General features: G+C 65.5%; 24 protein-coding genes. 14 read left to right on the forward strand and 10 right to left on the reverse strand.

Annotated elements, in window-relative coordinates; genetic code table 11:
• The first annotated feature begins 37 nt into the window (after nucleotides 1-37).
• The 7 genes from ASE85_RS09860 to ASE85_RS09890 all read left to right on the forward strand — a co-directional run bounded on the left by ASE85_RS09860 (nucleotide 38) and on the right by ASE85_RS09890 (nucleotide 4,422).
• Nucleotides 38-766, forward strand: coding sequence for a sterol desaturase family protein (locus ASE85_RS09860; protein ID WP_056687321.1), 729 nt, complete (start codon nucleotides 38-40; stop codon nucleotides 764-766).
• A 29-nt stretch (nucleotides 767-795) separates the two neighbouring features.
• Nucleotides 796-1,194 carry a DUF2141 domain-containing protein gene (locus ASE85_RS09865; RefSeq protein ID WP_056688629.1) on the forward strand — a complete coding sequence of 133 codons (399 nt, stop codon included), beginning with the start codon at nucleotides 796-798 and terminating at the stop codon, nucleotides 1,192-1,194.
• Nucleotides 1,195-1,280: 86 nt separating this feature from the next.
• Nucleotides 1,281-2,126 (forward strand): MipA/OmpV family protein, encoded by an 846-nt coding sequence (locus ASE85_RS09870; protein WP_056687323.1) that lies wholly within the window; start codon nucleotides 1,281-1,283, stop codon nucleotides 2,124-2,126.
• A gap of 98 nt (nucleotides 2,127-2,224) precedes the next feature.
• Nucleotides 2,225-3,136, forward strand: coding sequence for a tetratricopeptide repeat protein (locus tag ASE85_RS09875; protein WP_056687326.1), 912 nt, complete (start codon nucleotides 2,225-2,227; stop codon nucleotides 3,134-3,136).
• Between the two features lie 5 nt (nucleotides 3,137-3,141).
• Complete coding sequence (locus tag ASE85_RS09880; protein ID WP_056687329.1) at nucleotides 3,142-3,756, forward strand: LON peptidase substrate-binding domain-containing protein; 615 nt, start codon at nucleotides 3,142-3,144, stop codon at nucleotides 3,754-3,756.
• Between the two features lie 9 nt (nucleotides 3,757-3,765).
• Nucleotides 3,766-3,945, forward strand: a complete 180-nt coding sequence (locus ASE85_RS09885) for a Trm112 family protein (protein ID WP_056687333.1) — start codon at nucleotides 3,766-3,768, stop codon at nucleotides 3,943-3,945.
• Nucleotides 3,946-3,987: 42 nt separating this feature from the next.
• Complete coding sequence (locus ASE85_RS09890; RefSeq protein ID WP_056687335.1) at nucleotides 3,988-4,422, forward strand: hypothetical protein; 435 nt, start codon at nucleotides 3,988-3,990, stop codon at nucleotides 4,420-4,422.
• A gap of 247 nt (nucleotides 4,423-4,669) precedes the next feature.
• On the opposite strand, the gene ASE85_RS09895 is transcribed toward ASE85_RS09890, so the two are convergent.
• The 7 genes from ASE85_RS09895 to ASE85_RS09925 all read right to left on the reverse strand — a co-directional run bounded on the left by ASE85_RS09895 (nucleotide 4,670) and on the right by ASE85_RS09925 (nucleotide 12,444).
• A complete protein-coding gene (locus ASE85_RS09895; RefSeq protein WP_056687338.1) occupies nucleotides 4,670-5,107 on the reverse strand; it encodes a RidA family protein in 438 nt (145 codons plus the stop codon).
• 20 nt (nucleotides 5,108-5,127) lie between these two features.
• On the reverse strand, nucleotides 5,128-6,396 hold the full coding sequence (locus ASE85_RS09900; protein WP_056687341.1) for an aminotransferase class V-fold PLP-dependent enzyme: 1,269 nt from the start codon (nucleotides 6,394-6,396) through the stop codon (nucleotides 5,128-5,130).
• Entirely contained in the window at nucleotides 6,393-6,797 is a 405-nt protein-coding gene (locus tag ASE85_RS09905; protein ID WP_082462745.1) for a c-type cytochrome, read from the reverse strand. The genes ASE85_RS09900 and ASE85_RS09905 overlap by 4 nt, the downstream gene beginning before the upstream one ends.
• Before the next feature lie 2 nt (nucleotides 6,798-6,799).
• A complete protein-coding gene (locus ASE85_RS09910; RefSeq protein WP_056687344.1) occupies nucleotides 6,800-8,386 on the reverse strand; it encodes a flavin monoamine oxidase family protein in 1,587 nt (528 codons plus the stop codon).
• A gap of 112 nt (nucleotides 8,387-8,498) precedes the next feature.
• Entirely contained in the window at nucleotides 8,499-8,996 is a 498-nt protein-coding gene (locus ASE85_RS09915) for a RidA family protein (RefSeq protein ID WP_082462746.1), read from the reverse strand.
• A gap of 68 nt (nucleotides 8,997-9,064) precedes the next feature.
• The gene (locus tag ASE85_RS09920) at nucleotides 9,065-11,596 is read right to left on the reverse strand and encodes a TonB-dependent receptor plug domain-containing protein (protein WP_056687347.1); all 2,532 of its coding nucleotides are present in this window, start codon (nucleotides 11,594-11,596) and stop codon (nucleotides 9,065-9,067) included.
• A 254-nt stretch (nucleotides 11,597-11,850) separates the two neighbouring features.
• Nucleotides 11,851-12,444 carry a TlpA family protein disulfide reductase gene (locus tag ASE85_RS09925; RefSeq protein ID WP_056687350.1) on the reverse strand — a complete coding sequence of 198 codons (594 nt, stop codon included), beginning with the start codon at nucleotides 12,442-12,444 and terminating at the stop codon, nucleotides 11,851-11,853.
• Nucleotides 12,445-12,487: 43 nt separating this feature from the next.
• Between ASE85_RS09925 and argH the strand changes: the two genes are divergently transcribed.
• Genes argH through ASE85_RS09945 form a run of 4 tightly spaced genes read left to right on the forward strand, consistent with a single transcriptional unit; the run spans nucleotide 12,488 to nucleotide 16,142 of the window.
• Nucleotides 12,488-13,858, forward strand: coding sequence for an argininosuccinate lyase (argH, locus tag ASE85_RS09930; protein ID WP_056687352.1), 1,371 nt, complete (start codon nucleotides 12,488-12,490; stop codon nucleotides 13,856-13,858).
• On the forward strand, nucleotides 13,855-14,112 hold the full coding sequence (locus ASE85_RS09935) for a hypothetical protein (protein WP_056687354.1): 258 nt from the start codon (nucleotides 13,855-13,857) through the stop codon (nucleotides 14,110-14,112). Before argH ends, ASE85_RS09935 begins: the two co-directional genes overlap by 4 nt.
• A gap of 15 nt (nucleotides 14,113-14,127) precedes the next feature.
• The gene (lysA, locus tag ASE85_RS09940; RefSeq protein ID WP_056687356.1) at nucleotides 14,128-15,393 is read left to right on the forward strand and encodes a diaminopimelate decarboxylase; all 1,266 of its coding nucleotides are present in this window, start codon (nucleotides 14,128-14,130) and stop codon (nucleotides 15,391-15,393) included.
• A complete protein-coding gene (locus ASE85_RS09945) occupies nucleotides 15,393-16,142 on the forward strand; it encodes a precorrin-2 dehydrogenase/sirohydrochlorin ferrochelatase family protein (RefSeq protein ID WP_056687358.1) in 750 nt (249 codons plus the stop codon). Before lysA ends, ASE85_RS09945 begins: the two co-directional genes overlap by 1 nt.
• Nucleotides 16,143-16,157: 15 nt before the next feature.
• Here ASE85_RS09945 and ASE85_RS09950 read toward each other — a convergent pair whose 3' ends face one another.
• Together ASE85_RS09950 and ASE85_RS09955 are read right to left on the reverse strand one after the other, a co-directional pair.
• On the reverse strand, nucleotides 16,158-16,778 hold the full coding sequence (locus ASE85_RS09950; protein ID WP_056687359.1) for a response regulator transcription factor: 621 nt from the start codon (nucleotides 16,776-16,778) through the stop codon (nucleotides 16,158-16,160).
• A 92-nt stretch (nucleotides 16,779-16,870) separates the two neighbouring features.
• The gene (locus ASE85_RS09955) at nucleotides 16,871-17,464 is read right to left on the reverse strand and encodes a TetR/AcrR family transcriptional regulator (protein ID WP_056687360.1); all 594 of its coding nucleotides are present in this window, start codon (nucleotides 17,462-17,464) and stop codon (nucleotides 16,871-16,873) included.
• A gap of 140 nt (nucleotides 17,465-17,604) precedes the next feature.
• Between ASE85_RS09955 and ASE85_RS09960 the strand changes: the two genes are divergently transcribed.
• Genes ASE85_RS09960 through ASE85_RS09970 form a run of 3 tightly spaced genes read left to right on the forward strand, consistent with a single transcriptional unit; the run spans nucleotide 17,605 to nucleotide 21,803 of the window.
• Nucleotides 17,605-19,119, forward strand: coding sequence for an efflux transporter outer membrane subunit (locus ASE85_RS09960; protein WP_056687362.1), 1,515 nt, complete (start codon nucleotides 17,605-17,607; stop codon nucleotides 19,117-19,119).
• The gene (locus tag ASE85_RS09965) at nucleotides 19,112-20,260 is read left to right on the forward strand and encodes an EmrA/EmrK family multidrug efflux transporter periplasmic adaptor subunit (RefSeq protein WP_056687364.1); all 1,149 of its coding nucleotides are present in this window, start codon (nucleotides 19,112-19,114) and stop codon (nucleotides 20,258-20,260) included. The genes ASE85_RS09960 and ASE85_RS09965 overlap by 8 nt, the downstream gene beginning before the upstream one ends.
• A gap of 13 nt (nucleotides 20,261-20,273) precedes the next feature.
• Nucleotides 20,274-21,803, forward strand: coding sequence for a DHA2 family efflux MFS transporter permease subunit (locus ASE85_RS09970; protein WP_056687365.1), 1,530 nt, complete (start codon nucleotides 20,274-20,276; stop codon nucleotides 21,801-21,803).
• Here the strand turns inward: ASE85_RS09970 and ASE85_RS09975 are convergent.
• Entirely contained in the window at nucleotides 21,800-23,377 is a 1,578-nt protein-coding gene (locus ASE85_RS09975; RefSeq protein ID WP_056687367.1) for an ABC-F family ATP-binding cassette domain-containing protein, read from the reverse strand. The two genes, ASE85_RS09970 and ASE85_RS09975, sit on opposite strands and share 4 nt — an antisense overlap.
• Nucleotides 23,378-23,428: the final 51 nt, after the last annotated feature.

The following is a 23,428-nucleotide window of genomic DNA, read 5'->3' on the forward strand; positions in this document are numbered from 1 at the left end:
CTTTCGTAGTGGCGTAACCGCGCCTATAGCCCCTGCCATGGTCGCAGCCATCCTCCTGTCCGCTCTTGCCATGAGCGCCATCGTCGGCGTGCGATACCTGCTGGCCAGCGGGAGTTTTGCGCTGGCGACGCGAATCCGACAGCCGGGCCTGTACCGGGGGCTGGAGAAGCAGATGGGGCGGGAGATCGGCTGGTCGCTGTTGTCCGCTCTTATCTATGGCGTGCCGGCGGGCGTGGTCGCCTGGGGCTGGCAGGCGCGGGGATGGACGCGCATCTATGCGGATGTCGGCGCGTATCCGCTCTGGTGGTTGCCGCTGTCGCTGCTGCTCTACCTCGCGCTGCATGACACATGGTTCTACTGGACGCATCGCTGGATGCACCGGCCGCGCCTGTTCCGCATCGCCCATGCGGTGCACCATGCCAGCCGCCCGCCGACCGCCTGGGCAGCGATGAGTTTCCATCCCTGGGAGGCGCTGACCGGCGCGTTCGTGATTCCGGTGCTGGTGCTGTTGATCCCGATTCATGTCGCGGTGCTGGGGTGCGTGCTGACGATCATGACCGTCATGGGCGTGAGCAATCATATGGGGTGGGAGATGTTCCCGCGCGGACTTGTGCGCGGGCCGCTGGGCGGGTGGTTGATCACCGCGACCCATCATCAGCGGCATCATGACCATTATAATTGTAATTACGGGCTGTATTTCCGCGTGTGGGACCGTCTGTGTGGGACGGACAAAGGGCTGGGCGACTTCAAGAAGGTGGACGGGTGAAGCGGGCAATCGGGATCGCGTTGTTGGCGATGGCAGGGCAGACGGGCGCGGCGCCGGCGGGGCAGTCGCTGAGCATGACGCTGGACGGGTTGCGATCGGCCAAGGGGCAGATATTGGTATGCGTGACCCGCACGGCCGCCTATTTCCCCGATTGCACCAAAGATCCGGAGAAGCGGCATTTCGCCGTGCCGGTGAAAAGCGGGCCGATCCCGCTCGGCACGCTGGCGCCGGGCGATTATGCCGTTGCCATCATCCATGACGAGAATGGCAACGGGAAGCTGGACACTTTCGCCGGCATCCCGCGCGAGGGCGTGGGCTTCTCCCGCAATCCGGTGCTGCGCTTTGGCGCGCCGAGCTTCAAGTCGGCCAGTTTTCCGGTTGCTGGCGCGCCGGTGGAGCAGGCGATCAGGCTCAAATATTTCCTGTGAGGCGCCGGCGCCGTTCGGCGCGGGGGAACCGCCAAGGCCCTCGAAACATTCTAGACCCTGAACGCATCTTCATAAACAGGGTCATCATGGATCATTTCCGCTGCCGACTGGCCGCGACATTCGTCGTGGCCCAACTGCTTGTCGCGCCCGCCATGGCGCAGGAAGAGGAGCAGCATAGCACGCTGACCATCGGTGCGGGGATAGCAGCCATTCCCAGCTATGAAGGGTCGGATGACTACCGTGTGATGCCGCTGGTGCAGGCGCGCGGCAAAGTCCATGATTTCTCCTTCTGGACGCGCGGCACGGCGCTTTATGTCGATGCCATCCCCGATCCGGGCGGCCCCGGTGTCGATTTCGAGCTGGGTCCGGTGGTCAATGTCCGGCTGGACCGGACCAGCGGCAAGGCGATCCGTGACGACGCCGTGCGGGCGCTGGGCAAGCGCGACGTGGCGGTGGAGGTCGGCGGCTTCGTCGGCGTGGGCAAGACCGGGGTCATCACCAGCGAATATGACAATCTGGCGGCGCGCGTGGCGGTGACCAAGGATGTAGCGGGCGCGCATGGCAGCTATGTCGTGACGCCGAGCATCGAATATTTCACGCCCCTGTCGGTCACCACCTTCGTCGGCGCGTCGGTGTCGGCGGAATATGTCGGCAAGAAATATGGCCGCTATTATTTCGACATCACGCCGCAGGAGAGCCTGGCCAGCGGGCTGGGTGTCTATAACCGGGCCGGAGGATCGGGCTTCAAGCGGCTGAGCGTCAACCTGTCGGCCGGCAAGTCGCTGTCGGGTGACATTCGCAAGGGGTGGGCGGTGTTCGGCGTTGCGGGCTATTCGCGTGTGCTGGGCAAATATGCGGATTCGCCGATCGTCGCGGACGCCGGGTCGCGCAACCAGTTCGTCGGCGCGCTGGGCATCGGTTATACCTTCTGACGCTTTCCTGCGCCTTCGTCTTGTCCGCAAGGGGTGACGCCCCACATAAGGCGCGGTATGACGGCGGCGAATGACCGCATTGGCAGGAGATTATAAGCGTGGCGACCCTGGGATTGAGCGAGGCTGACAAGGCGGCCGTGGAGGCATTTCGCCTGGATGTGGTCGAGCCGTCGCGCACGAGCCTGGTGATCGTGGATTTCTGGGCCGAATGGTGCGGGCCGTGCAAGCAATTGACCCCCGTGATCGAGAAGGTGTGCGCGGAATATGCGCCCAAGGGCGTGAAGCTGGTCAAGGTCAATGTCGACGAAAATGGCTTCATCGCCAGTCAGTTCCGGGTGCAGTCGATCCCGACAGTCTATGCCGTGTTCCAGGGCCAGCCGGTCGCGGACCTGAGCCAGGCGCGCACCGAAGGACAATTGAAGCAGTATCTGGACCAGTTGCTGTCGCAATTGCCGATCGAATCGGATGAAAAGGCGCAGTTGCAGGAAATCGCGCCGTTGATCGCCATGGGGGAGGACGTGCTGGCGGCGGGTGATGCCGAGCGGGCGCTGTCGGTGTTCGGCCAACTGGCCGAGATGGTGCCTGATAATGTCGAGGTGGCGTCGGGGCTGGCGCGGGCGTTGGTGGTGCTGGGGCGATTGGACGAGGCGGAGGCGGTGTTGGCCGCGCTGCCCGCCGATGTCGCGAAGAATGTCGCGATCGATCAGGCGCGCGCGGCGATCGCGCTGGCGCGGGATGCCAAGCCGGTGGCCGACCTGTCGGGCGTGCAGGCGCGGGTCGATGCCGATGCCGACGACCATGAGGCGCGGTTCGAGCTGGCCGGCGGCCTGATGGCCAATGGCGATCGCGACGGCGCGGCCGAGGCGCTGCTGGAGATCGTGCGGCGCGACCGGGCATGGAATGACGGTGCGGCGCGGGCGCAGTTGCTGACGATCTTCGACGCCGTGGGTCTGGAAGATCCGTGGGTGTCGGCGCAGCGGCGCAAGCTGTCGCAGATATTGTTCTCGTAAAGCCCATGCCCATCGCGCGCGTCTCTATCTTTCCTTTGTCCGGCGCCTTGCTGTTGCCGGGAATGGACCTGCCGCTGCATATTTTCGAGCCGCGCTACCGGGCGTTGATCCACGACGTCATGGCGCGCGACCGGCGGATCGGCATGATCCAGCCGCGCGGCGAAGGGGCGGTGCCGGCGCTGTTCGACGTCGGATGCCTGGGCCATGTCAGCCATATCGAGGCGCTGGAGGATGGACGGTTCAATATCGTGCTGACCGGCCTGGCCCGGTTCCGGGTGGTGCGGGAATTGTCCGTGCCGACCCAGTTCCGCCAGATCGAGGCGGATGTCGAGCAGGCCCCGCAGGAGGATGAGGTGCTGCACGCGGTCGAGCGGGCGGCGCTGGAGCAGGAATCGCGGCGCTTTGCCGATATGCTGGGCTATGTGGTGGACTGGACGGCGGTGTCGCGGCTGGACGATACGGCGCTGGTGAACGGCATCGCCCAGATCGTGCCGTTCGACCCGGCAGCCAAGCAGACGCTGCTGGAGGCGGACAGCCTGTCCGAACGGTCGGAGCGGATCATCCAGTTGATGCAGATCGTCGGCCGGATCGAGCGCGACGGCGGCGCGACGATGCAGTGAGTATAGGGTTTGACTGACGTATCTCCGATCGACCCCTGGTTGCTGGCCAAGCTGGTGTGTCCGGTGACGCGCACCCCGCTGCGCTGGGACGCGGTGCGGGGCGCATTGCTGTCCGAAGCGGCGGGCCTGGCTTTTCCGGTGCGCGATGGCGTGCCGGTGCTGCTGGTGCGGGAAGCGGTGGCGCTCTGACCGGCGCTATCGTTTGTGCTGCGGGTCTGATATCATCGGGCAATGCGTGAGAGTCTGGTCTTTGCGATGCTGATGATGATAGCCGCGCCGGCCATGGCCGCCGGTACGCCGGCACCTGCACCGGCGCCGGGCGTTGCGCCCGCTGTTGCCGTGCCGACGCTGACGGACAGCCGGGGCCTGTCCTGCACCGCCGATGACCGGTCGGTGCGGGAGATCGTGATCGACTTTACCGGCGGGCGCTGGCGCGATGCCGGCGGCGATTGGAACAAGATCGCCGCGCAGGACGATGCGACCATCACGCTGGTCAATCAGGGCGGCGGAATGCTCGGCGGGATATTGAGCGACCTGCGCCGGGTGGAGACGCTGGACCGGGCGACGCTGATGCTGTCGACCCAATTGCACACCGGGCTGATCGACGAGGCGCGATCCTATCGCTGCAAGATCGTCGCGCCCTTCGATGCCAGGCGGCAGATATAGGCGAATATCTTCAGTCGCTGCCATCACCGTCATGCCGGGCGCGACCCGGCATTCCGCCGTTTTTCTTCCCCCTTTTACCTGACCAATCCAAAAGGCAGCGGAACCCCGGATCAAGTCCGGGGTGACGATTGGCGAAAACGCAGCAGCTAGAGCGCGCTGCGTTGAATCCGACGCAGGTCGCGCGCCAGTTTTTTGTTTTCGCATCGTTTCAAGCGGAAAACCGGTTCCCACTTTTCCGCACGATGCTCTATTTGAACGCGGCGATACATTCCACTTCGAGCGGGGCACCGAGCGCCAGGCCGCTGGCGCCGAAGGCGCTGCGGGTGGGCAGGCGCTTGCCTTCGAAATAGGGGAGGTAGGCGGCGTTGAAGCGGGGCCAGTCGGCCATGTCGGCCAGCATCACCGTGCATTTGACGACATGGCCATAGTCGAGACCGTTGGTCGCCAATATCTTCCCGATCGAATCCATAGCGCCTTTGACGGCGGCGTCGAACCCTTCCTTATGCTTGTCCATGCCTTCGGGCACCTGACCGATCTGGCCCGACATGAACAGCAGGTCGCCCACCCGGATAGACGGCGAGAAGGGGAGCTTGGCTGGCAAAGGCTGCGGCGCAGCGGCGGGCTGGGCGAAGGCTGGGGCTGGGGCTGCGGCCAGTAGCAGGGCGGTGGCGAGAAGGCGCTTCATGGGTGTCTCCGTTCAATGGATCAGGCGCGGGGGAGCGCGGCGAGCAGGCGGTCCACATCATGCCTGTTGTTGAAGACCGACGGCGCGATGCGGAAATGATGGTCGTGGAGTGAAATGCGGACCTGCGCCCTGGCCAGCGGGTCGGTGAGGCGGGCCTTGGCTTGTGGGTGCAGCGCGGTGAGGATCGGGGTCTTCGTGCCGGGCGGGGTGATGATGGTGTACCCCTTTGCGGTCAGGCCTTCGCGCAGGGGGGCGATCAGGCGCTGGGCATGGGCCTGGATCGTGGGGACGCCGAGCGTGCCGATATAGTCGAGGCTGTGGTCTATCGCTGCGATAACCGATTGGGCGTAGGTGCCGGTGCCGAAATGGCCGAGCGTGCCGGGGCGGATGCTGTAGCTGACCGGCGTGTCGCCGGGCGTGTCCATGGGATAGATATGGGTTTGCGGCGGCGACAGGCCGATGCCGGGCGGGGCATCCGGGGCTGCGAAACCATAATAGCCGAAGTCCGCGAGCGGCAGCGCATCCAGCACGCCGCGCCGGGCATAGAGGAAGCCGAGGCCGAAATCGCCCATCAACCATTTATAGGTGGCGCAGGCGGCGAAATCGACTGTGCTGCCGTGCAGGTCCACCGGGACCGCGCCGGCGGCGTGGATGATGTCGGCATAGACCAGCGCGCCCGCGGCATGGGCGAGGTCGCAGACGGCCTTCAGGTCATGATGGAAGCCATTATAGGTGGAGACGAGCGAGAGGCTGACCAGTTTCGTGCCGGGGGTGATGGCCTTGGCCATGTCCTCCATGGCGATGCGGCCGTCGCGCGCCTGCACCCAATGGACGTCGACGCCCTGCTTGCCCAGTTCCTGATACATGGGGAAGCCGGCGTAGAAATGCAGCGTGTCGGTGACGATGCGGCCTCCCTTATGCGGGAAGCCGAGCGCGCGCAGCACCGCCTGTTCGCCCATGGTGGTGGACTGGACCCAGCAGAGTTCGTCCGGGTCTGCATGCACCAGCCGGGCGAATTTGGCGAGGGTGGCGGCACGATCCACGGGCTTGCGCGCGGCGGCGGCGGGATCGAGCGTGCGGGCGGCGACATAGGCGTCCATCGCGGCGCGCGCGCCCAGGCTGATCGGGTGGGTGGAGGCGTTGTCGAGATAGGCGATGGGGGTAGGCGCGAAGCTGGCCCGGTCCGGCAGGCTGGGTGTGGTGGTTGCTCGCGCAGCTTGTGCCGCCAGTGGCACTGCAATCGCCGCGCCCAACGCCTGACGGCGGGACAGGCGTGCAGGATCACTCATTCTTCGCTGCCCTTGATGGCGGCGGCGATGCGCTTCACATCCGCTTCGGCGACCGGATCGGCATAGCTGTTGTCGAAATGGGTGCGGACATAGCCGACCACGGCGGCGACCTGCGCCGGGGTGAGCATTTCGGAGAACCAGGGCATGCCGCCCTGACCCTTCATGACCACGGTGATCGGATAATGGGCGTCGGCCAGCTTGGCATTATGGGCGAGCGCGGGGACGGTGCCGTCGGGCGATCCCTGCGCCTTGTCGAGATGGCAGGCGGCGCAGATCTGGTCATAGACCTGTCTCCCGTCGGGCAGGGCGATCTTCACCGGACGGCCGCCGGGGGAATCCGCCAGCGCGGGCGTGGCGGCGAGGATGGCGAGCGCGCCAAGGCGCAGGATCGGGCCGCGCATGCCTATGCCGCCTGTGTGCGTTCGTGAATCTGGGTGATGGCGTCGATGCCCGACAGGATCGACCCTTCCATCCAGCCGCCATAATAGCTGGCATGTTCGCCGGCCAGAACGACGCGATTGTCGAGCGTGACGAGATTCTTGTAATGCGCCTTGCGGTTTTCCTCGCTCCAGGCGGAGGTGCAGCCGAGAATCCAGGGCACGCGGCTCCAGGGGACGGACACGCCGCTGAGAAATTCCTTGCGATATTGGGGGTGGAAGACCTCGCCCTGCTTGAGCGCAGTTTCGATGCGCTGTTGCGGCGTCATGCTGGCGAGCTGGAAACCGGCGAGGTCGCGGGCGAAGGCGCCGAGCAGCACGGCCGGGCCTTGCCCGAACATCCTGTCATTGGGGTAGGATAGCTGGGTGATGGTCTGGTCGGTGAAGCTGTGGCCGCCATAGATATTGTCGTCTTCCTCCCAGAAGCGGCGCTTGAATTCCATGCCGATCTTCACATGCCCGCCATAGGGGACAGCCTTCATCGCGGCCTTGAGCGCCGGAGACACCTGCATGTCGACCTGGCTGATGATCGACAGCGGAATGGTGCAGACGCACCAGTCGGCGCTGACATCGTGCATCTGGCCGGTCGCGACATCCTTGTAGCTGACGGTGACGCCCTTGTCGGACTGGGCGACCTTCATCGCCCTGGCGTTGTAGGTGACGATCTTGCCGATCTTCTTCGCGAACGCCTTGCCGATCATGTCCATGCCGCCAACCGGCTGGAACATCGTCGTCTGCATCACATAGCTGAAATAGAAGGACATGGCGGTCCAGACCTGCGGGTCCAGCACATCCTGTAGCGTGGCCATCTGCGACGGGGTGGGGGCGCCGTTGCGGCCGCCGCCGGGCGCCTGGTCATAGCCGCGCTGGGCGGACACCTTGAGGCTGCTGGTGTAAGCCATATTCTTGTCGAGCACGCCCCAGTTGCGGAGCGCCTCCATCAGCTTTTCCTTGTCCTCGGCAGACAGCCTGTCGTCCAGCGCCCTGGCGCTGACCGCCTTGGCCAGCAGTTCGGAGGTGTGGCCCTTGAAGTCGGTCGCGACTTCCTTGTAGCGCATCGGCTTGCCGCCAAAGGCTTCGGTCGAATGGATGAAGCCGTTATGGTTGAGCTGGATGAAGGGTTCCAGCGCGACGCCGAACTCGCGGCAATAATGGAGCAGCGCCTTGTGATGGTGCGGGATGCGCCAGGGGCCGGGGTTGATATAGTTGCCGGGCGCGAACTGCACCTTCTGCACCGTGCCGTCGCTTTCGGTGAAGCTGTCGCCGCCGCGCAGCGAATAGTTGCGGCCGCCGGGGCGATCCTGAAACTCCAGGATCTTGACGCTGTAGCCGGCCTTTTGCAGCTCATAGGCGGCGGCCATGCCGGCCAGACCCGCGCCCAGCACGATGACGGACGCGCCGGGTTTCGCGCCGCTCAGAACCGGCGGGCCGGTGAACTGGGTTTCGGCGGCGTGGCCGAGCGCGGTCATCGCCTGATACATGGCGGCCGCGCCGCCGACCTTGCCGATCATGGTCAGGAGGTCGCGGCGGCTGGGTGCTGTGCTGTCTGTCATGCTGGCTTCCCGTTTCTACGGGCGAGTAGTGTGGCGGCAGGGGTCTCGCCCCCCAAATCCCTGCCGGTATGTCCCCTGCATCGTCTTCGTCCATCGGTGCGACCCGAGCGGCTCAGGGTGCCTTGGCCGCGATGCCTTCGATCTCGATCAGTTGCTGCGGCCGCGCGAGTGCGGCGATCTGGAAGGCCGATCGGGTCGGCAGATTGGGCTGGTCGGCGGTGCCGAAGAATGTCTTGTAGGCGCGGGTCAGGCCGTCCCGGTCCATCTTGCCGCCATTTTTGGGATCGCCGACGAGGAAGACGGTGAGTTTCACCACGTCGCCCATGGTCAGGCCCATGTCGGCCAGTTGCGCCTTCATCTTGGTGAAGATGGACATCGCTTGCGCCTCGGTATCGCCATAGGCGTCCGCGCTGTCGGTGTCGGCCGGGTTGATCGGCGCGGCGGTGGCGCCGGACAGATAGTAGAAGGTGCTGCCGGGCGGCACGATGGCCGCGCTGGCGATCATGGCGCCGGGCGCCTGCTTATGTTCGACGGTGGCGGCCGAGGCCGATCCGGCTGCTGGTCCGGTGGCCATGGCGGCCAGGATCAGCGCGGCAATCGCTGCTTTCATGACAATCCCCTTCCAGAAAGAGTGAAGGGCCGGTCCTTGCCGGACCGACCCTTCCTTCGTGACTTCGCTTAGAATTTGAAGTCGATGCGGGCGTAATAGTAGCCGCCCGAACTGCCATAGGCGCCATGGCCATAGGGTGAGTTATAGGTGGTGCTGCCGTTCACATAGGGCGAGACGCCCGGCGCGATCGTATAGCCTTCCAGCAGCTTGGGGACTTCGGGGCGCTTGTTGAACAGATTGTTCGCACCCACCGAGACGGTCACCGAGTCGGTGAACTCATAGCCCGCTTCCAGATCGGTGATGGCGGCGGCCTTGACGACACCGGTATAGGATGGTGCGCCGCTGATCGCCGGGAACACCAGAATGCTGGAGCTGCCGTAGAAGGTTTCACGTACGTTCAGGCTGAACTTGCCGCTGGTGAACAGGCCGCCCCAGCCGATCTTGTAGTCGGGCGCCGCGTCTTCCAGATAGCTGACCGACTGGGCGCTGAAGAGACCGGGGATGCGGTTCTTCGTAACCTTGGTCTTGGTGTAGTTGGCCGACAGAGTCAGGTCGAGCCGACCGAAGTCGAGCATGACCGGATAGCTGGCGGCAAAGTCCAGACCCATGGTGCGGGTATCGACGCCGTTGGTGAAGGTCGCGACGCCAAGGTTGGGCACATTGTCGATGGCCACGCCGCGCGCGGCGATGGCGTCGAGAACCTGCTGACCGGTCGGAACGCCGGTCGCGGCATTGCCCGGCTGGATCACACCGTTGACGGTGCCGCGAATCTGCGCGGTGCCGGCGATGCGATCCTTGATCTTGATGTAATAGCCATCAAGCGTGACGGCCAGCTTCGGGATCGGGCGCAGAACGATGCCCGCCGAGAAGTTGGTCGACTTTTCCGGCTTCAGCGCGCTGAAACCGAGCAACTGCGCGGCAGCCGAGGACGGCGGCAACTGAAGCACGGCGCCGGTCGGACTGACGTTGGTGGCCGAATAATTGCCTTCCTGAAGAGTCGGCGCGCGGAAGCCCGTGCTGGCCGTGCCGCGGATGGCGATGGCGTCGTTGAAGTCGTAGCGGGTCGTGATCTTGCCGATGCTGGTGTCACCGAAATCGCTATAATCTTCGTAGCGACCGGCAAGATCGACGGTCCAGCCATCGACCGGCTTCAGGATGACGTTGCCATAGACCGCCTTCACATGACGGCCGAAGGTGCCGGCGTCGCTGGCCTGATAGCCTGGGAAGGACTGGCCACCCTCCAGATAGGTGGAACCCTCGTCGCCCGCGCCGATGGTGTAGCGCTCGCGCCGATATTCACCGCCGAAGGCGAAGGTCAGCGGGCCAGCCATGCCGACGTCGAATTCCTTGCGGATGTCAAGCGTGGTGGTGAGCTGGGTCAGCTTGAACATGCCGTCATAGAAGTCGGTCGGGGTGAAACCGGTATTCTGGTAAAGCGAGCGGTTGGCGGATTCGATCGTGTAGATCTGGTTCTTGTCCGAACCATAGGTCACGCCGAAGTCGTAGTTCCAGTCCGCCACATCGCCGCGAACGCCGCCCGTGATGCTATATTCGTCCTGCACCACCTTCTGCTGCGGCACCATGCCGACGACGCCGGTATTGCCGAAGCAGAGGCTGGGGTCATAGGCTGCGGGGGTGATGCTGCCGCCGATGTTTCCGGGAACGTTGCAGATGCGCGACGGGTGGCGATAGCCCTGCTTGGCATAGCCGACGCGGTGCGAGATGTCGCCGAAGCTGTAAAATTCGATTCCGCCGAAATCATAGCCCATATTGTAGAAGAGCAGGCTGAGTTCGGATTTGGCCTGGCCGCCATTGATGCCCGACAGGGCGTCGCCGGAGAGGTTCGACCATTGCGCCGGGACGTTGGGTTGCAGCGTGCCGTCCGGCTTGGTGACCTGAACCTGGCCGGTGCCGGTGGTGGTGTAATCCTGACGACGGTGGAAGGCGGTGGCGTTGAAGAAGCCGTCTTCGCCCAGCTTGAAGCCGACATTGCCGCTGACGCTGAACAATTCGCCTTCGCTGTCGTAATATTGGCCGCCCGTCATCTTGAAGCTGCCGCCTTCATTCTGGTCCTTGAGGATCAGGTTGATGACGCCGGCGATCGCGTCGGTACCATATTGGGCGGCGGCGCCGTCCTGAAGGATTTCGATATGATCGACCGCATCTGGCGGAATGAGGTCGATACTGGGCGCGGCGGAACCCTGGAACGGGCCGGCGATGACCTGAAGGATGGAGGAGCCATGGCGACGCTTGCCGTTGACCATGACCAGCGTGTGGTTCGGCGACAGGCCGCGCAGACGGGCCGACAGCGCGAAGTTCGACATGTCGGTGCCCTGCGTCTGGGCGGTGAAGCTCGGTACGATCTGGGTCAGTGCCTGGTTGAGGTTTGGCTGGCCCACTTTGGCGAGCGCGGATTCACCCAGAACCTGGACCGGTGCGGCGCTGTCCGCGGCAGACATGCCCACGGCGCGGGTGCCGGTAACGATGATGGCGCTGCCATCATCTGCCTGCGGTTCCTGCGGCGCTTCTTGTGCGAGTGCACAGGCCGACCAGGACGAGGCGAGGATAAGTGAAAGCTTGAGTGCAGATAGTCGTGTCATTCATACCCCCTGTTTATACATTATTGATGACAAGGGGGACGACGGACGGTCTGGCGAAATCCTCTACCGCACCGCAAAAAATCGCCTTTAAAACGCAATATTTCTCAATTATTTCTCATGAAAATCCGCCCAGCATATTGGCAGTGTACGAAATGGTGCAATTGATGATTGCGCATCATGTCGATGCCATTTTGCAATCATGCGGCATGGCGGATTTTTTATCTTCGTTCGTCTTAGGTATTTCTGCGCGTGATTCAGGATTGCATCGCGGCGTCGATCAGCGCCTTGGCCTCCGGCCCTTCCCAGTCCATCGCGCCGATGACGCGCACCATTTCCTTGCCCTGTGCGTCATAGATGACGGTGGTGGGCAGCAGGCCGGTGGCATAGTGGAAGCCGAAATTGGTTTCCGGGTCGGCCCAGCCCTTCAGATGGGGCAGCTCATGTTTCTCGAAGAAAGGTTTGGCCGCCTTCAGCCCCTGATTGTCTTGCGAGATGGTGAGGACGGCGAGGCCCTTTGGCCCATAGGTCGCCGCGACCCGGTCGAGCGTCGGCATTTCGGCGATGCAGGGGGCACACCAGGTGGCCCAGAGATTGACGAGCAGTGGCTTGCCGGCAAAGTCCTTGAGCGTCTTTTCGCCGCCATCGGGGTCGAGGAAAGCGAAGTCGGGGGCGGGGGTGCCCGCCTTGCTGCGGTCGAGTCGATAGTCGAAGGTGCCGTCCTTCGCGCCGATCGCCTTCACTTCCCCGGATGCGGCCGGAACCTCGCCGCTGATGGCGGCATTGGCTTGCTCCTTGGGCGGCGATTGCCTATCGCAGGCCGCCAGAACGGCAGGCAGGAGCAGTATCATCAGCGCGCGTGAAGAAGAGATCACTGGGAAAGGCTCCAACAGCATGTGGGGCGGCCGGTTCGCCGCCGGCCCGGCATCGATCATGCGTGAGATAAATGCCTCCATCCCGTTCGACAAGCGATTGTGGAAACAGGATATCGCCGGGTCCAAGGCGCATGTCGCAATGCTGGCCAAACAGGACATCGTTTCGCAGGCGGATGCCGACGCGATTAGCGCGGGCCTCGATACGATCGCGGCGGAATATGAAGCCAATGGCGTGCCGGTCGATCTGGACCTGGAAGATATTCATATGGTCACCGAGTCGCGGCTGGCCGAGCTGATCGGCCCGGCGGCCGGGCGGCTGCACACCGCGCGGTCGCGTAACGACCAGGTGGCGACCGATTTCCGCCTGTGGGTGCGCGATGCCATCGACGAGGTGGAGGCCGGGCTGCTCGGCCTCCAGCGCGCGCTGGTGGCGCGGGCGGAAGAGAATGCCGATGCGGTGATGCCGGGCTTCACCCATTTGCAGTCGGCGCAGCCGGTGACGCTGGGCCACCATCTGATGGCCTATTATGAAATGGTGCGGCGCGACCGCAGCCGTTTCAGCGATGCGCGGGCGCGCGCGGACGAGTGCCCGCTGGGCGCGGCGGCACTGGCCGGCACCGGCTTCCCGACCGATCGCCATGCAACGGCGGCGGCGCTGGGTTTCGCCAAGCCGACCGACAACAGCCTGGACAGCGTGTCGGATCGCGACTTCGCGCTCGACTATCTGATGGCGGCGACGCAGGCCTCGCTGCACCTGTCGCGGCTGGCCGAGGAGTTCATCATCTGGGCGAGCCAGCCTTTTGGCTTCGTGAAATTGCCCGACGCCTATTCGACCGGCAGCTCGATCATGCCGCAGAAGCGCAATCCCGATGCGGCCGAACTGGTGCGTGGCCATGCCGGGCGGATCATGGGGTGCATGACGGCGCTGTGCGTGACGATGAAGGGGCTGCCGCTTGCCTATTCCAAGGATATGCAGGACGACAAGCCGCCGGTGTTCGAGGCGCACGACCTGCTGGCCCTGTCGATCGCGGCGATGACCGGGATGGTGGAGACGGTGACGTTCCGCACCGACCGGATGCGCGGCCTTGCGGAGAGCGGCTTTGCCACCGCCACTGACCTGGCCGACTGGCTGGTGCGTGAAGGCGGCATTCCGTTCCGCGAGGCGCATCATATCACAGGGCGCGCTGTGGCGGCGGCGGAGGCGGCGGCGGTGCCGATGGACCAGTTGCCGATGGCGACGCTGAAAGAGATTGATGCGCGGATAGACGAGCGGGTCTATGCGGTGTTGACGGTCGATGCGTCGGTCGCCAGCCGCCAGAGCCATGGCGGTACCGCGCCCGCCCAGGTACGGGCGCGGATCGCCGACGCGAAGAGGGAATTGGGATCATGAAGACGCGCGCGCTGGTCGGACTGGGATTGATGGCGGTAGCGCTGGCCGGGTGCGGCGGTCGCCAGCCGTTGAAACCGGTCAAGGGCCAGAGCCTGCCTGCCGTGCCGGTGGGGGCCGCGACCGCGCCGACCGCCGCTGAACTGATGCAGCCATCCATTCAGGCGCGGCCAGAGCGCAATGTGGAATTGCTGACCCAGTCGCGCAAACGCGGCGACGATCCGTTCGACCTGCCGCCCGAAAAGCAGCCGCAATAAGCCAGGAATCCGACTTTGGACCATTTTGATTATGTGAACGGCGCCATGCAGGTGGAGCAGGTGCCGCTGGACGCGATCGCCGATGCGGTCGGGACGCCCGTCTATGTCTATTCGACCGCGACGCTGGAGCGCCATGTCGGCGTGTTCCGCGACGGGCTGCGCGCGCTGGACAACCCACTGATCGCCTTTGCGGTCAAGGCCAACCCCAATGGTGCGGTGCTGGCGACGCTGGCGAAGCTGGGGCTGGGCGCGGACGTGGTGTCGGGCGGCGAATTGCTGCGCGCGATCGCGGCGGGCATCCCGGCCAGCCGCATCGTCTTTTCGGGCGTCGGCAAGACCGCCGAGGAAATGCGGCTGGCGCTGGACAAGGGCATTTATCAGTTCAACCTGGAAAGCGAGCCGGAGGCCGAGATGCTGTCGGCGGTCGCGCTGTCGATGGGGCGTCGGGCACCGGTCGCCTATCGTATCAACCCCGATGTCGATGCCGGCACCCATGCCAAGATTTCGACCGGCAAGTCGGAAAACAAGTTCGGCATCCCCTATGACCGGGCGCTGGAAAGCTATGCCGTGGCGCGCGATTTGCCTGGCCTGGATGTGCAGGGCGTGGCGGTGCATATCGGCAGCCAGTTGACCGACCTCGCCCCGCTGGAGGCGGCCTTCACCAAGGTCGGCGTGCTGATCGAGGCGTTGCGCGCGGCGGGGCATGACATTCGCACCGCCGATCTGGGCGGGGGACTGGGCGTTCCCTATGATCCGTCCCAGCCCCTGCCGCCCAGCCCCGCCGATTATGGCGCGATGGTGACGCGGGTGACTCAGGGCTGGCCGGTGCGGCTGATGTTCGAGCCGGGCCGGGTGATCGTGGGCAATGCCGGCGCGCTGGTATCGCGCGTGGTGCGGGTGAAGCAGGGCGCGCAGGCGCCCTTCGTCATCGTCGATGCGGCGATGAACGACCTGATGCGGCCCAGCCTTTATGACGCATGGCATGATATTCGCGCGGTGAAGCCGGCGGGTGCGCGCGAAACCGCCAATGTGGTGGGGCCGGTGTGCGAGACGGGCGACACCTTCGCCATGCACCGCGACATGGATGTGGTGCAGGCGGGCGATCTGGTCGCCTTCATGACGGCGGGCGCCTATGGCGCGACCATGGCGGGTACCTATAACAGCCGGCCGCTGACCCCCGAAGTGCTGGTGTCGGGCGACAAATGGGCGGTGGTGCGCGAGCGGCCGCCGCTTGAGGCGCTGATCGCGGCGGACATCATCCCCGACTGGATCGGCCACTGATGCAGAGCCTGCCCGTCTTCCTGACGTTGACGGGTCGGCCGGTCATCCTGACCGGGCAGGGCGAGGCGACCGAGGCCAAGCGCCGCCTGCTGGAGCGGGCGGGCGCGGTCATCGTCGGCGAGGATGACGGGGATGCGCGGGTCGCCATCGTATCGGATGGCGACGACGCGACCGTGGCGCGGCTGAAGGCGCGCGGGGTGCTGGTCAATGCGACCGACCGACCGGGTTTGTGCGATTTCACCCTGCCGGCAATCGTGGACCGTGATCCGGTGCTGATCGCGATCGGCACCGGCGGGGCGTCGGCGGGGCTGGCGGCGGCGTTGCGGCAGCGGCTGGAAGCGCTTTTGCCGGCGCATCTGGGCGATCTGGCGCGCGCGTTGTTTGCAGCGCGGGGCGAGTTGCGGCGGCTATGGCCGGATGCGTCGCAGCGGCGGCAGGCGATCGGCAAGGCGCTGGCGCAAGGTGGCGCGATCGACCCGCTGGGGGGCGACCCGAATGTGGACAGGTGGCTGGCGGATGCCAGTGCCGGGGCCGATACCGGACTTTATGTTGTGCGGCTGCGATCGGCGGACCCGGATGACCTGACGCTGCGCGATGCGCGGATGCTGGCGCAGGCGGACCGGGTTTTCCATACGGCCGACGTGCCGATGGCGATCCTGGACCGGGCGCGAGCGGACGCGGTGCGGGTGGTCGCGGACAATACGCCCGACGTACGAGGCGAAGGGTTGACCGTCCGGGTTACGCTTTAACCCTGCCTGGCCTGCTTAACCCTGCGCAGCCTGTAGCCGTTCGACCTCGTCATGCAGCGCCTGGATCGAGGAGACGAGGCGCGCGCGGTCGAGCTGCATTTCGCGCAGCGCTTCGCGGGTTTCGCCCAGTTCCACGGCGCGGCGGGCGATGCGGGCGTCCAGTTCGGCATATTGGCGGGTGAGTTCACCGACCTGTTCGGCGCGCTGGCAGAGATGGCGCATGCGCGCGTCCAATATGTCGAAATCGAAGGGTTTGACGACATGGTCGTCGGCGCCGGCGTCCAGCGCCTCGACGATCGACTGGCTGTCGAGGCGACCGGCGATCATCACGAAACAGGCATGGCCGGCGAGATTGGCGGCGCGGACCCTCTGCATCAGGGCGACGGCGGGCAGCATGGTCAGGCCGGTGTCGATCAGGATAATGTCGACCGGGCGGGTGACCAGCAGGTTCAGGGCGATGAAGCCATTTTCCGCCAGCACCACATCATAGTTCAGATGCGACAGGCGCCGGGCAGCGACGGCGCGCGCGGTCGGATTTTCATCGACCAGCAGCAAGCGCAGGCGGCGGTGCGGCCGCGTTTCGGCGGCGCTGTCCAATTCGCCATGACGGATTCGGTTGCGCTTGAAAAATGCCATGTCGTCCCACTTTCACGGTCGGACCCTGATCCGGCCATAGTGGGGCAGGATAGGGGGTGCGCGCCAAGAAATGGTTAACGTCTGCGCGGCGATCAGGCTGGGAGCGCATAGGCGCGCAGGAAGATATCCACGGCGAAATCGGCGTCGGCGGCGATCTCGTTCGGGGCCGGGTTTTCGATCCGGCCGATCAGCATCTGCTGGTGGCAGCCGGACAGCGAAAGAGACAGCAGGGCGCGGGCGGCGTCGATCGGGTCGCCCTTGCGAATCTGGCCGCGTTCCATCGCGCCGTGGAGAAAGTCCGCCAGCAGCAGCCGGGTATTTTGCGGGGCAAGGTCGAAGAATATCTGACCGAGTTCAGGGAAGCGGCGACTTTCCGAGATAATGAGGCGATGCAGGGCGCCCGCTTCGGCCGATGTCACTTTCTGGATCAGGCTGTAGCAGACGGTCTTGAGCGTCGGTTCCAACGGGCCTTCCGGATCGAGCAGTTGCGACAGGCGCGCGCGATAGGCGCGGGCGGCCCGATCCAGCACGGCGGCGAACAAGTCTTCCTTTGACGGGAAGTGATTCCACAAGGTGCCCTTCGACCCGCCCAGTTCCGCCGCGATGCCCGACATGGTGGTGCCGGCAAAGCCATGTTTGAGGAAATAGCCCTGCGCCACGGTCAGGATCGCGTCGCGCCGATCCATGCGGCGGGCTTCCCTTTTAGTGGGAATCAGGGGGCAGGGGGGCGATGTCATTAAATCGTACCATAGAGTACGCTATTCCTGTTGACAAGGCTCTGCACGAGGCGCAAGGGCGATATTCATACTGGATGGTACGGTTAGATATGCCCGTTAATCGCATTGCCGAAGCCGCCCGCCTGGGCGGCACGGCCTCTTCCCTTTTGCTGCTGGCCGCTTGCGCCGCAGTGCCCGATCTGGGCGCGAAACCCGAACTGCGCGCGCCGGCGAGCATTGCCGCCGAGCGCAGCCTGGCGGCCGCACCGGTCGCCTGGCCAGGGGATGGCTGGTGGACAGCCTATGGCGATCCGCAACTGGACCAACTGATCGCCGAAGGGCTGCGCGCTTCGCCGGACGTTGCCGTTGCCAGTGCCCGTTTCCGCAAGGCGGCGGGCATGGCGCAGCAGGCGGGGGCGACGCTGCTGCCATCGGTCGACCTGGAGACGAGCGCCAACGCGACCAAGCAAAGTTACAATATGGGCATGCCCAAGGCGTTCGTGCCGCAGGGCTGGCTGGGCACCGGACGCACCGCGCTGGACCTGGGCTTCGACCTCGACCTGTGGGGCAAGAACAAGGCGTCGCTGGCCGCCGCCACATCCGAGACGCGCGCGGCGGAGATCGATGCGCAGCAGGCGCGGCTGGCGCTGACCACGGCTATTGCCGACGCCTATGCCGATCTGGCGCGGCTGCATGATGAGGCCGATATTGCCCGGCGCACGCTGGACATCCGGCTGGCCAGCCAGAAGCTGGTCGCCGATCGGCGCGACAACGGGCTGGAAACGCGCGGCAGCGTACGGCAGGCGGATGCCACCGTGTCGTCCGCCAAGGCGCAAATGGCCGCCGCCAACATGGCGATCGAACTGCGCCAGCATCAGATTGCGGCGCTGATCGGCGCCGGGCCGGATCGCGGCCTGTCGATCGGCCGGCCCAAAATCGGTGCGCTGGCGCCGCTGGGCCTGCCCGCCGATGTGACGACCAATCTGGTCGCGCGCCGCCCGGACATCGCCGCCGCACTCGCGCGCGCCGACGCGGCGGCCAAGCGGATCAAGGTGGCGCGGGCCGATTTCTTTCCGGCCATTCGCCTGTCCGCGCTGATCGGTTTCCAGTCGCTGGGCTATGACACCGTGTTCAGCGGCACGTCGGCGACGGGCACGGCCAAGCCCTTCCTCAACAGCCTGTTCGACAAGGGATCGCTGTTCGGTACTGTCGGCCCGGCAATCAGCCTGCCGATCTTCCATGGCGGGGCGTTGCAGGGCCAGTATCGCGGCGCGCGCGCCACGTATGACGAGGCGGTCGCGAGTTACGACAAGACCGTGCTGGCCGCCTATCAGGAGGTGGCCGACGCCGTGACCATGCGCAAGACGCTGGACCAGCGACTGGTCGATGCGCGCGCGGCCGTCGCGGCGTCGCAAGATGCCTATGGCATTGCGCAGAAACGCTACAAGGGTGGGCTTTCCACCTACCTCGACGTGCTGAATGTCGAGGATCAGTTGCTGGGCGCGCGCCAGTCCCTTGCCGGGCTGGAGGCGAGCGCCTTTTCCACCGATATTGCCCTCATCCGTGCGCTGGGCGGCGGTTTTGCCGCCAGCGACTTCCAGTCCAAGGATCGTCCCAATGGCTGATGCCACGCCCGAAACCCCCGCTGTGGACAATGATGCGCAGCAGGATGCCCGTCAGTCGGCGCGCAAGACCTGGCTGACCCGGCTGGGCATCGTCGTTGTCGTCGGCGGCGTGCTGTGGGCCGGCTGGTATCTGCTGGTCGGGCGCACCCATGTCAGCACCGACAATGCCTATGTGAATGCCGAGCTGGCGCAGGTGACGCCGCTGATGTCGGCGCAGGCGACCGAGGTGCTGGTGAGCGACACGCAGGCGGTGAAGCGCGGCGACATATTGGTGAAACTGGACCCGACCGACGCGAAGATCGCGGTGGCGCAGGCGGAGGCCGATCTGGCCGAAGCCAAGCGCAAGTTCCGCCAGACCAGTGCCACCAGCACCTCGCTGGCGGCGCAGGTCGATGCGCGCGGCGCCGATATCGTGCAGGCGCGCGCGCAACTGACGAGCGCACAGGCCGATTTCGACAAGGCGCGGATCGACCTTCAGCGGCGCGAGGCGCTGGTCGGCGATGGCGCGGTGTCGGGTGACGAAGTGACGACGGCGCGCAAGGCCTATGTCAGCGCCAGGGCGGCGCTGGAACTGGCGCGGGCCGGTGTGCAGACGGCGCAGGCGACGCGCAGCGCGGCGAGCGGCCAGTTGGCGGCCAATGATGCGCTGGTGCGCGGATCGACGATCGACACCGACCCGGCGGTGATGGCGGCGCAGGCCAAGCTGGATACGGCGAAGCTGAATCTGGACCGCAGCATCATCCGCGCGCCGATCGACGGCGTCGTCAGCAAGCGGCAGGTACAGGTCGGCCAGCGCGTGATGCAAGGTAGCCCCATCATGAGCATCGTGCCGCTCGCCCAGGTCTATGTCGATGCGAACTTCAAGGAACGCCAGTTGCGCAACGTGAAGGTCGGCATGCCCGCCACCGTGACGTCCGACCTGTATGGCGGCGATGTCGTCTATCATGGCAAGGTCGCTGGCTTTTCGGGCGGCACGGGCGCGTCCATGGCGCTGATCCCGGCGCAGAACGCGACCGGCAACTGGATCAAGGTGGTGCAGCGCCTGCCGCTGCGTATTGCTCTCGACCCCAAGGAACTGGCGGCGCATCCGTTGCGCGTGGGCCTGTCCATGGATGTCGAGATCGACCTTTCCGGCAAGTAAGGACGCACGGATCATGAGCGGCGACGACGATATTTTTTCGCGGCTCTCCCCGCGAAGTCGGATGCTGGCCGGACTTGTTCTGGCCATGAGCAACCTGATGGTCGTGCTCGACCTGACGATCGCCAACGTATCGGTCCCGCACATTGCCGGGAATCTGGGCATCGCCCCGGATCAGGGCACCTGGATCATCACATCCTATGCGGTGGCGGAGGCGATCTGCGTGCCGCTGACCGGGTGGCTGGCGCAGCGGTTCGGCGTGGTGCGCATGTTCACCTGGGCGATGATCGGCTTCGGCCTGTTTTCGGTGCTGTGCGGCCTGTCTTCGACGCTGGGCATGCTGGTCGCCTGCCGCATTGGCCAGGGTATTTGCGGCGGGCCGATCATGCCGATGTCGCAGACGCTGTTGATGCGCATCTTTCCGCCGGAAATGCGCGGGCGGGCCATGGGCATGTGGGCGATGACCACGCTGATGGGGCCGGCATTAGGGCCGATCGTGGGTGGTTATATCAGCGACAACTGGAGCTGGCACTGGATTTTCTTCATCAACCTGCCGATCGCGGTGATGTGCATTTTGGCGGCGCAGGCGCTGTTGAAGCCGGTGGAGACGGAAACCGCCAATGTGCCGATCGACAAGATGGGCCTGTTCCTGCTGGTCTTCTGGATCGGCTGCTTGCAGGTGATGCTGGATATCGGCCGCGACCATGACTGGTTCGCCGATCCGTTGATCCTGGGGCTGGCGTTGCTGGCGATCATCGGTTTCGTCGCCTTCGTCATATGGGAGCTGACCGAAGAGCATCCGGTCGTGGACCTGCGCGTGTTCCGCCATGTCGGTTTCAGTTCCGGCCTGTTCACCATGTCGCTTTGCTTTGGCTCCTATTTTGCGAGCATCGTCGTCATCCCGCAATGGTTGCAGATGTCGATGGGCTATACCGCGACGCTGGCGGGCATCGTCACTGCGTTGACGGCGATGGCGGCGCTGTTTACAGCGCCGATCGCCGGGTACCTGCTGTCGCGGGTGGATGTGCGACTGATGATTTCGGGTGCGGTGGCGTGGATCGGCATCATGTCGCTGTGGCGGGCGCACTGGACCAGCGGCGTCGATTTCTACACGATGGCGATCCCGCAATTCGTGCAGGGCTTTGCGCTGCCCTTCTTCTTCATTCCGCTGACGACGCTGACGCTGGGGTCGGTGCGGCCGGAGGAGACGGCGTCGGCGGCGGGCCTCCAGAATTTCGTGCGGACGATGGCGACCGCGATCGCGACGTCTTTGGTGCTGACAAGCTGGGGCGACAGCCAGCGCGTGTCGCGCAGCGACATGGCCAATGTGCTGCAACCCGACCAGACCCAGTCGGTGCTGTCGAGCCTCGGCTTTTCCGCCGAGAAGGCGCGGCAGACCATTTCCAACCTGGTCGAGCAGGAGGCGATCGTCATGGCGGTCGACCATGTCTTCTTCCTGTCGGCGATCATCCTGTTTGCTGCGGCCGTGATCGTGTGGATCGCGCCCAAGCCGCGCGCCAATGTCGATACGTCGTCGGCACATTAAGGCAGGCTGATCCGGCGGGTGATGCCGATCGCATCGAGGAAGGCGGGGTCGTGGCTGACCACGACCAGCGCGCCGTCATAGGCGGCAAGTCCCTGTTCGACCGCTGCTATGGAGTCGATGTCGAGATGGTTGGTCGGCTCGTCCAGCAGCAGGAGCGGGGGCAGCGCCTCTCCGCCGAGCACGCAGGCGAGGGCGGCGCGTAGTCGCTGCCCGCCGCTCAGGTTCTCCACCCGTTGCAACGCAAGGTCCGCGCGGAAGCGGAAACGGGCGAGCGCGGCATGGATGGCGTTGCGGGTGGCGCCGGGATGCAGCCGGGCGAAATTGTCCGCGATGCTGGCGGTCGGATCGAGCAGGCTGGCATGCTGGTCGAGCAGGGCGCTGGCGGCGGGGCGGTGGACCTGGCCTGCCAGCGGGGCGAGATGGCCCGCGATCAGATGCAGCAGTGTCGATTTGCCGGAGCCATTGGGACCGGTGATCGCGATCCGTTCCGGTCCGGCGATGGTCAGGCTGAGGTCGCGCAGTGGCGGATGGGCCGGATCATGACCGGCTGTTACCGCGTCGAGAGTCAGGAGGATACGCCCCGGCGGGACATCGGCCGAGGGCAGGGTGACTGTGAGCGGGGCGAGGATTTCGATCTGCGCGCGCGCGTCGGCGATGGCAGCCTGTGCCTCAAGCCCCTGTTGCTGCGCGCGGCGGGCGGCGTCGCCGCTCGATCGTTCCGCCTGCTGCTTGCGCCGGCCCAGCAGGATGCGGGGCATGCCACCCTTTGCCGCCTGGCGCGCGCCCGCGCCGTCGCGGCGCTGCTGTCGTTCGGTCGTGACCTGGGTCTTGCGGGCGATGTCGGACGCCTGCCGCTCGGCATGGTCGAGCGCGTGATGGGCGGCGGCCAGTTCGATATCCTTGCGCGCGCGCCAGCTCGACCAGTTGCCGCCATGGCGGGCGATGCCGAGGCTGGTCAGTTCGGCGATCGCGTCCACCTGCTCCAGCAGGCCACGGTCATGGCTGACGATGATCGCGCCACCACGCCAGCGGCGGAGCAGCGCGGCCAGCGCGTCGCGCCCTTCGGCATCCAGATGATTGGTCGGTTCGTCCAGCAGCAGCCAGTCGGGACGGGCGAAGATCGTCGCCGCCAGCGCCGCGCGGGTCTGCTGGCCGCCCGACAGGCTGGCGAGCGGGGTCGGCGGGTCGGCGGTGAGGCCGACCTCCGCCAGCGCATCGGCAAGGCGGCCGGGCAGGGTCCAGTCGCAGGCATCCAGTTCGTCCATGGTCGCCTCGCCCGCCTCTGCCTTGTCGAGCAGGGTCAGGGCGGCGCGCGCGTCGAACAGGTCGGCGAGTGTGTCGCCGGGCGCCGGTTCCAGTGTCTGGCGCAGCGTGGCGATTCTACCGTCGATACGGATTTCACCGCTTGCCGGGCGCAGGTCGCCGGCGATCAGGGCGAGCAGGGTCGATTTGCCGACGCCGTTGCGGCCGATCAGGCCGATGCGCTCGGAGGTAAAGCGGAAGTCGAGGCCGGAAAGGACGGCGGTTCCGTCAGGCGCGGACCAGCCGAGTTGCGAGAGAATGATGGCAGGCATGGACGAATATTTCCCTGAAGGCAGAGCAGGTGGGCTGTGCGGTCAGGGCGA

This window comes from Sphingobium sp. Leaf26, assembly GCF_001421665.1.
Lineage (GTDB): Bacteria > Pseudomonadota > Alphaproteobacteria > Sphingomonadales > Sphingomonadaceae > Sphingobium.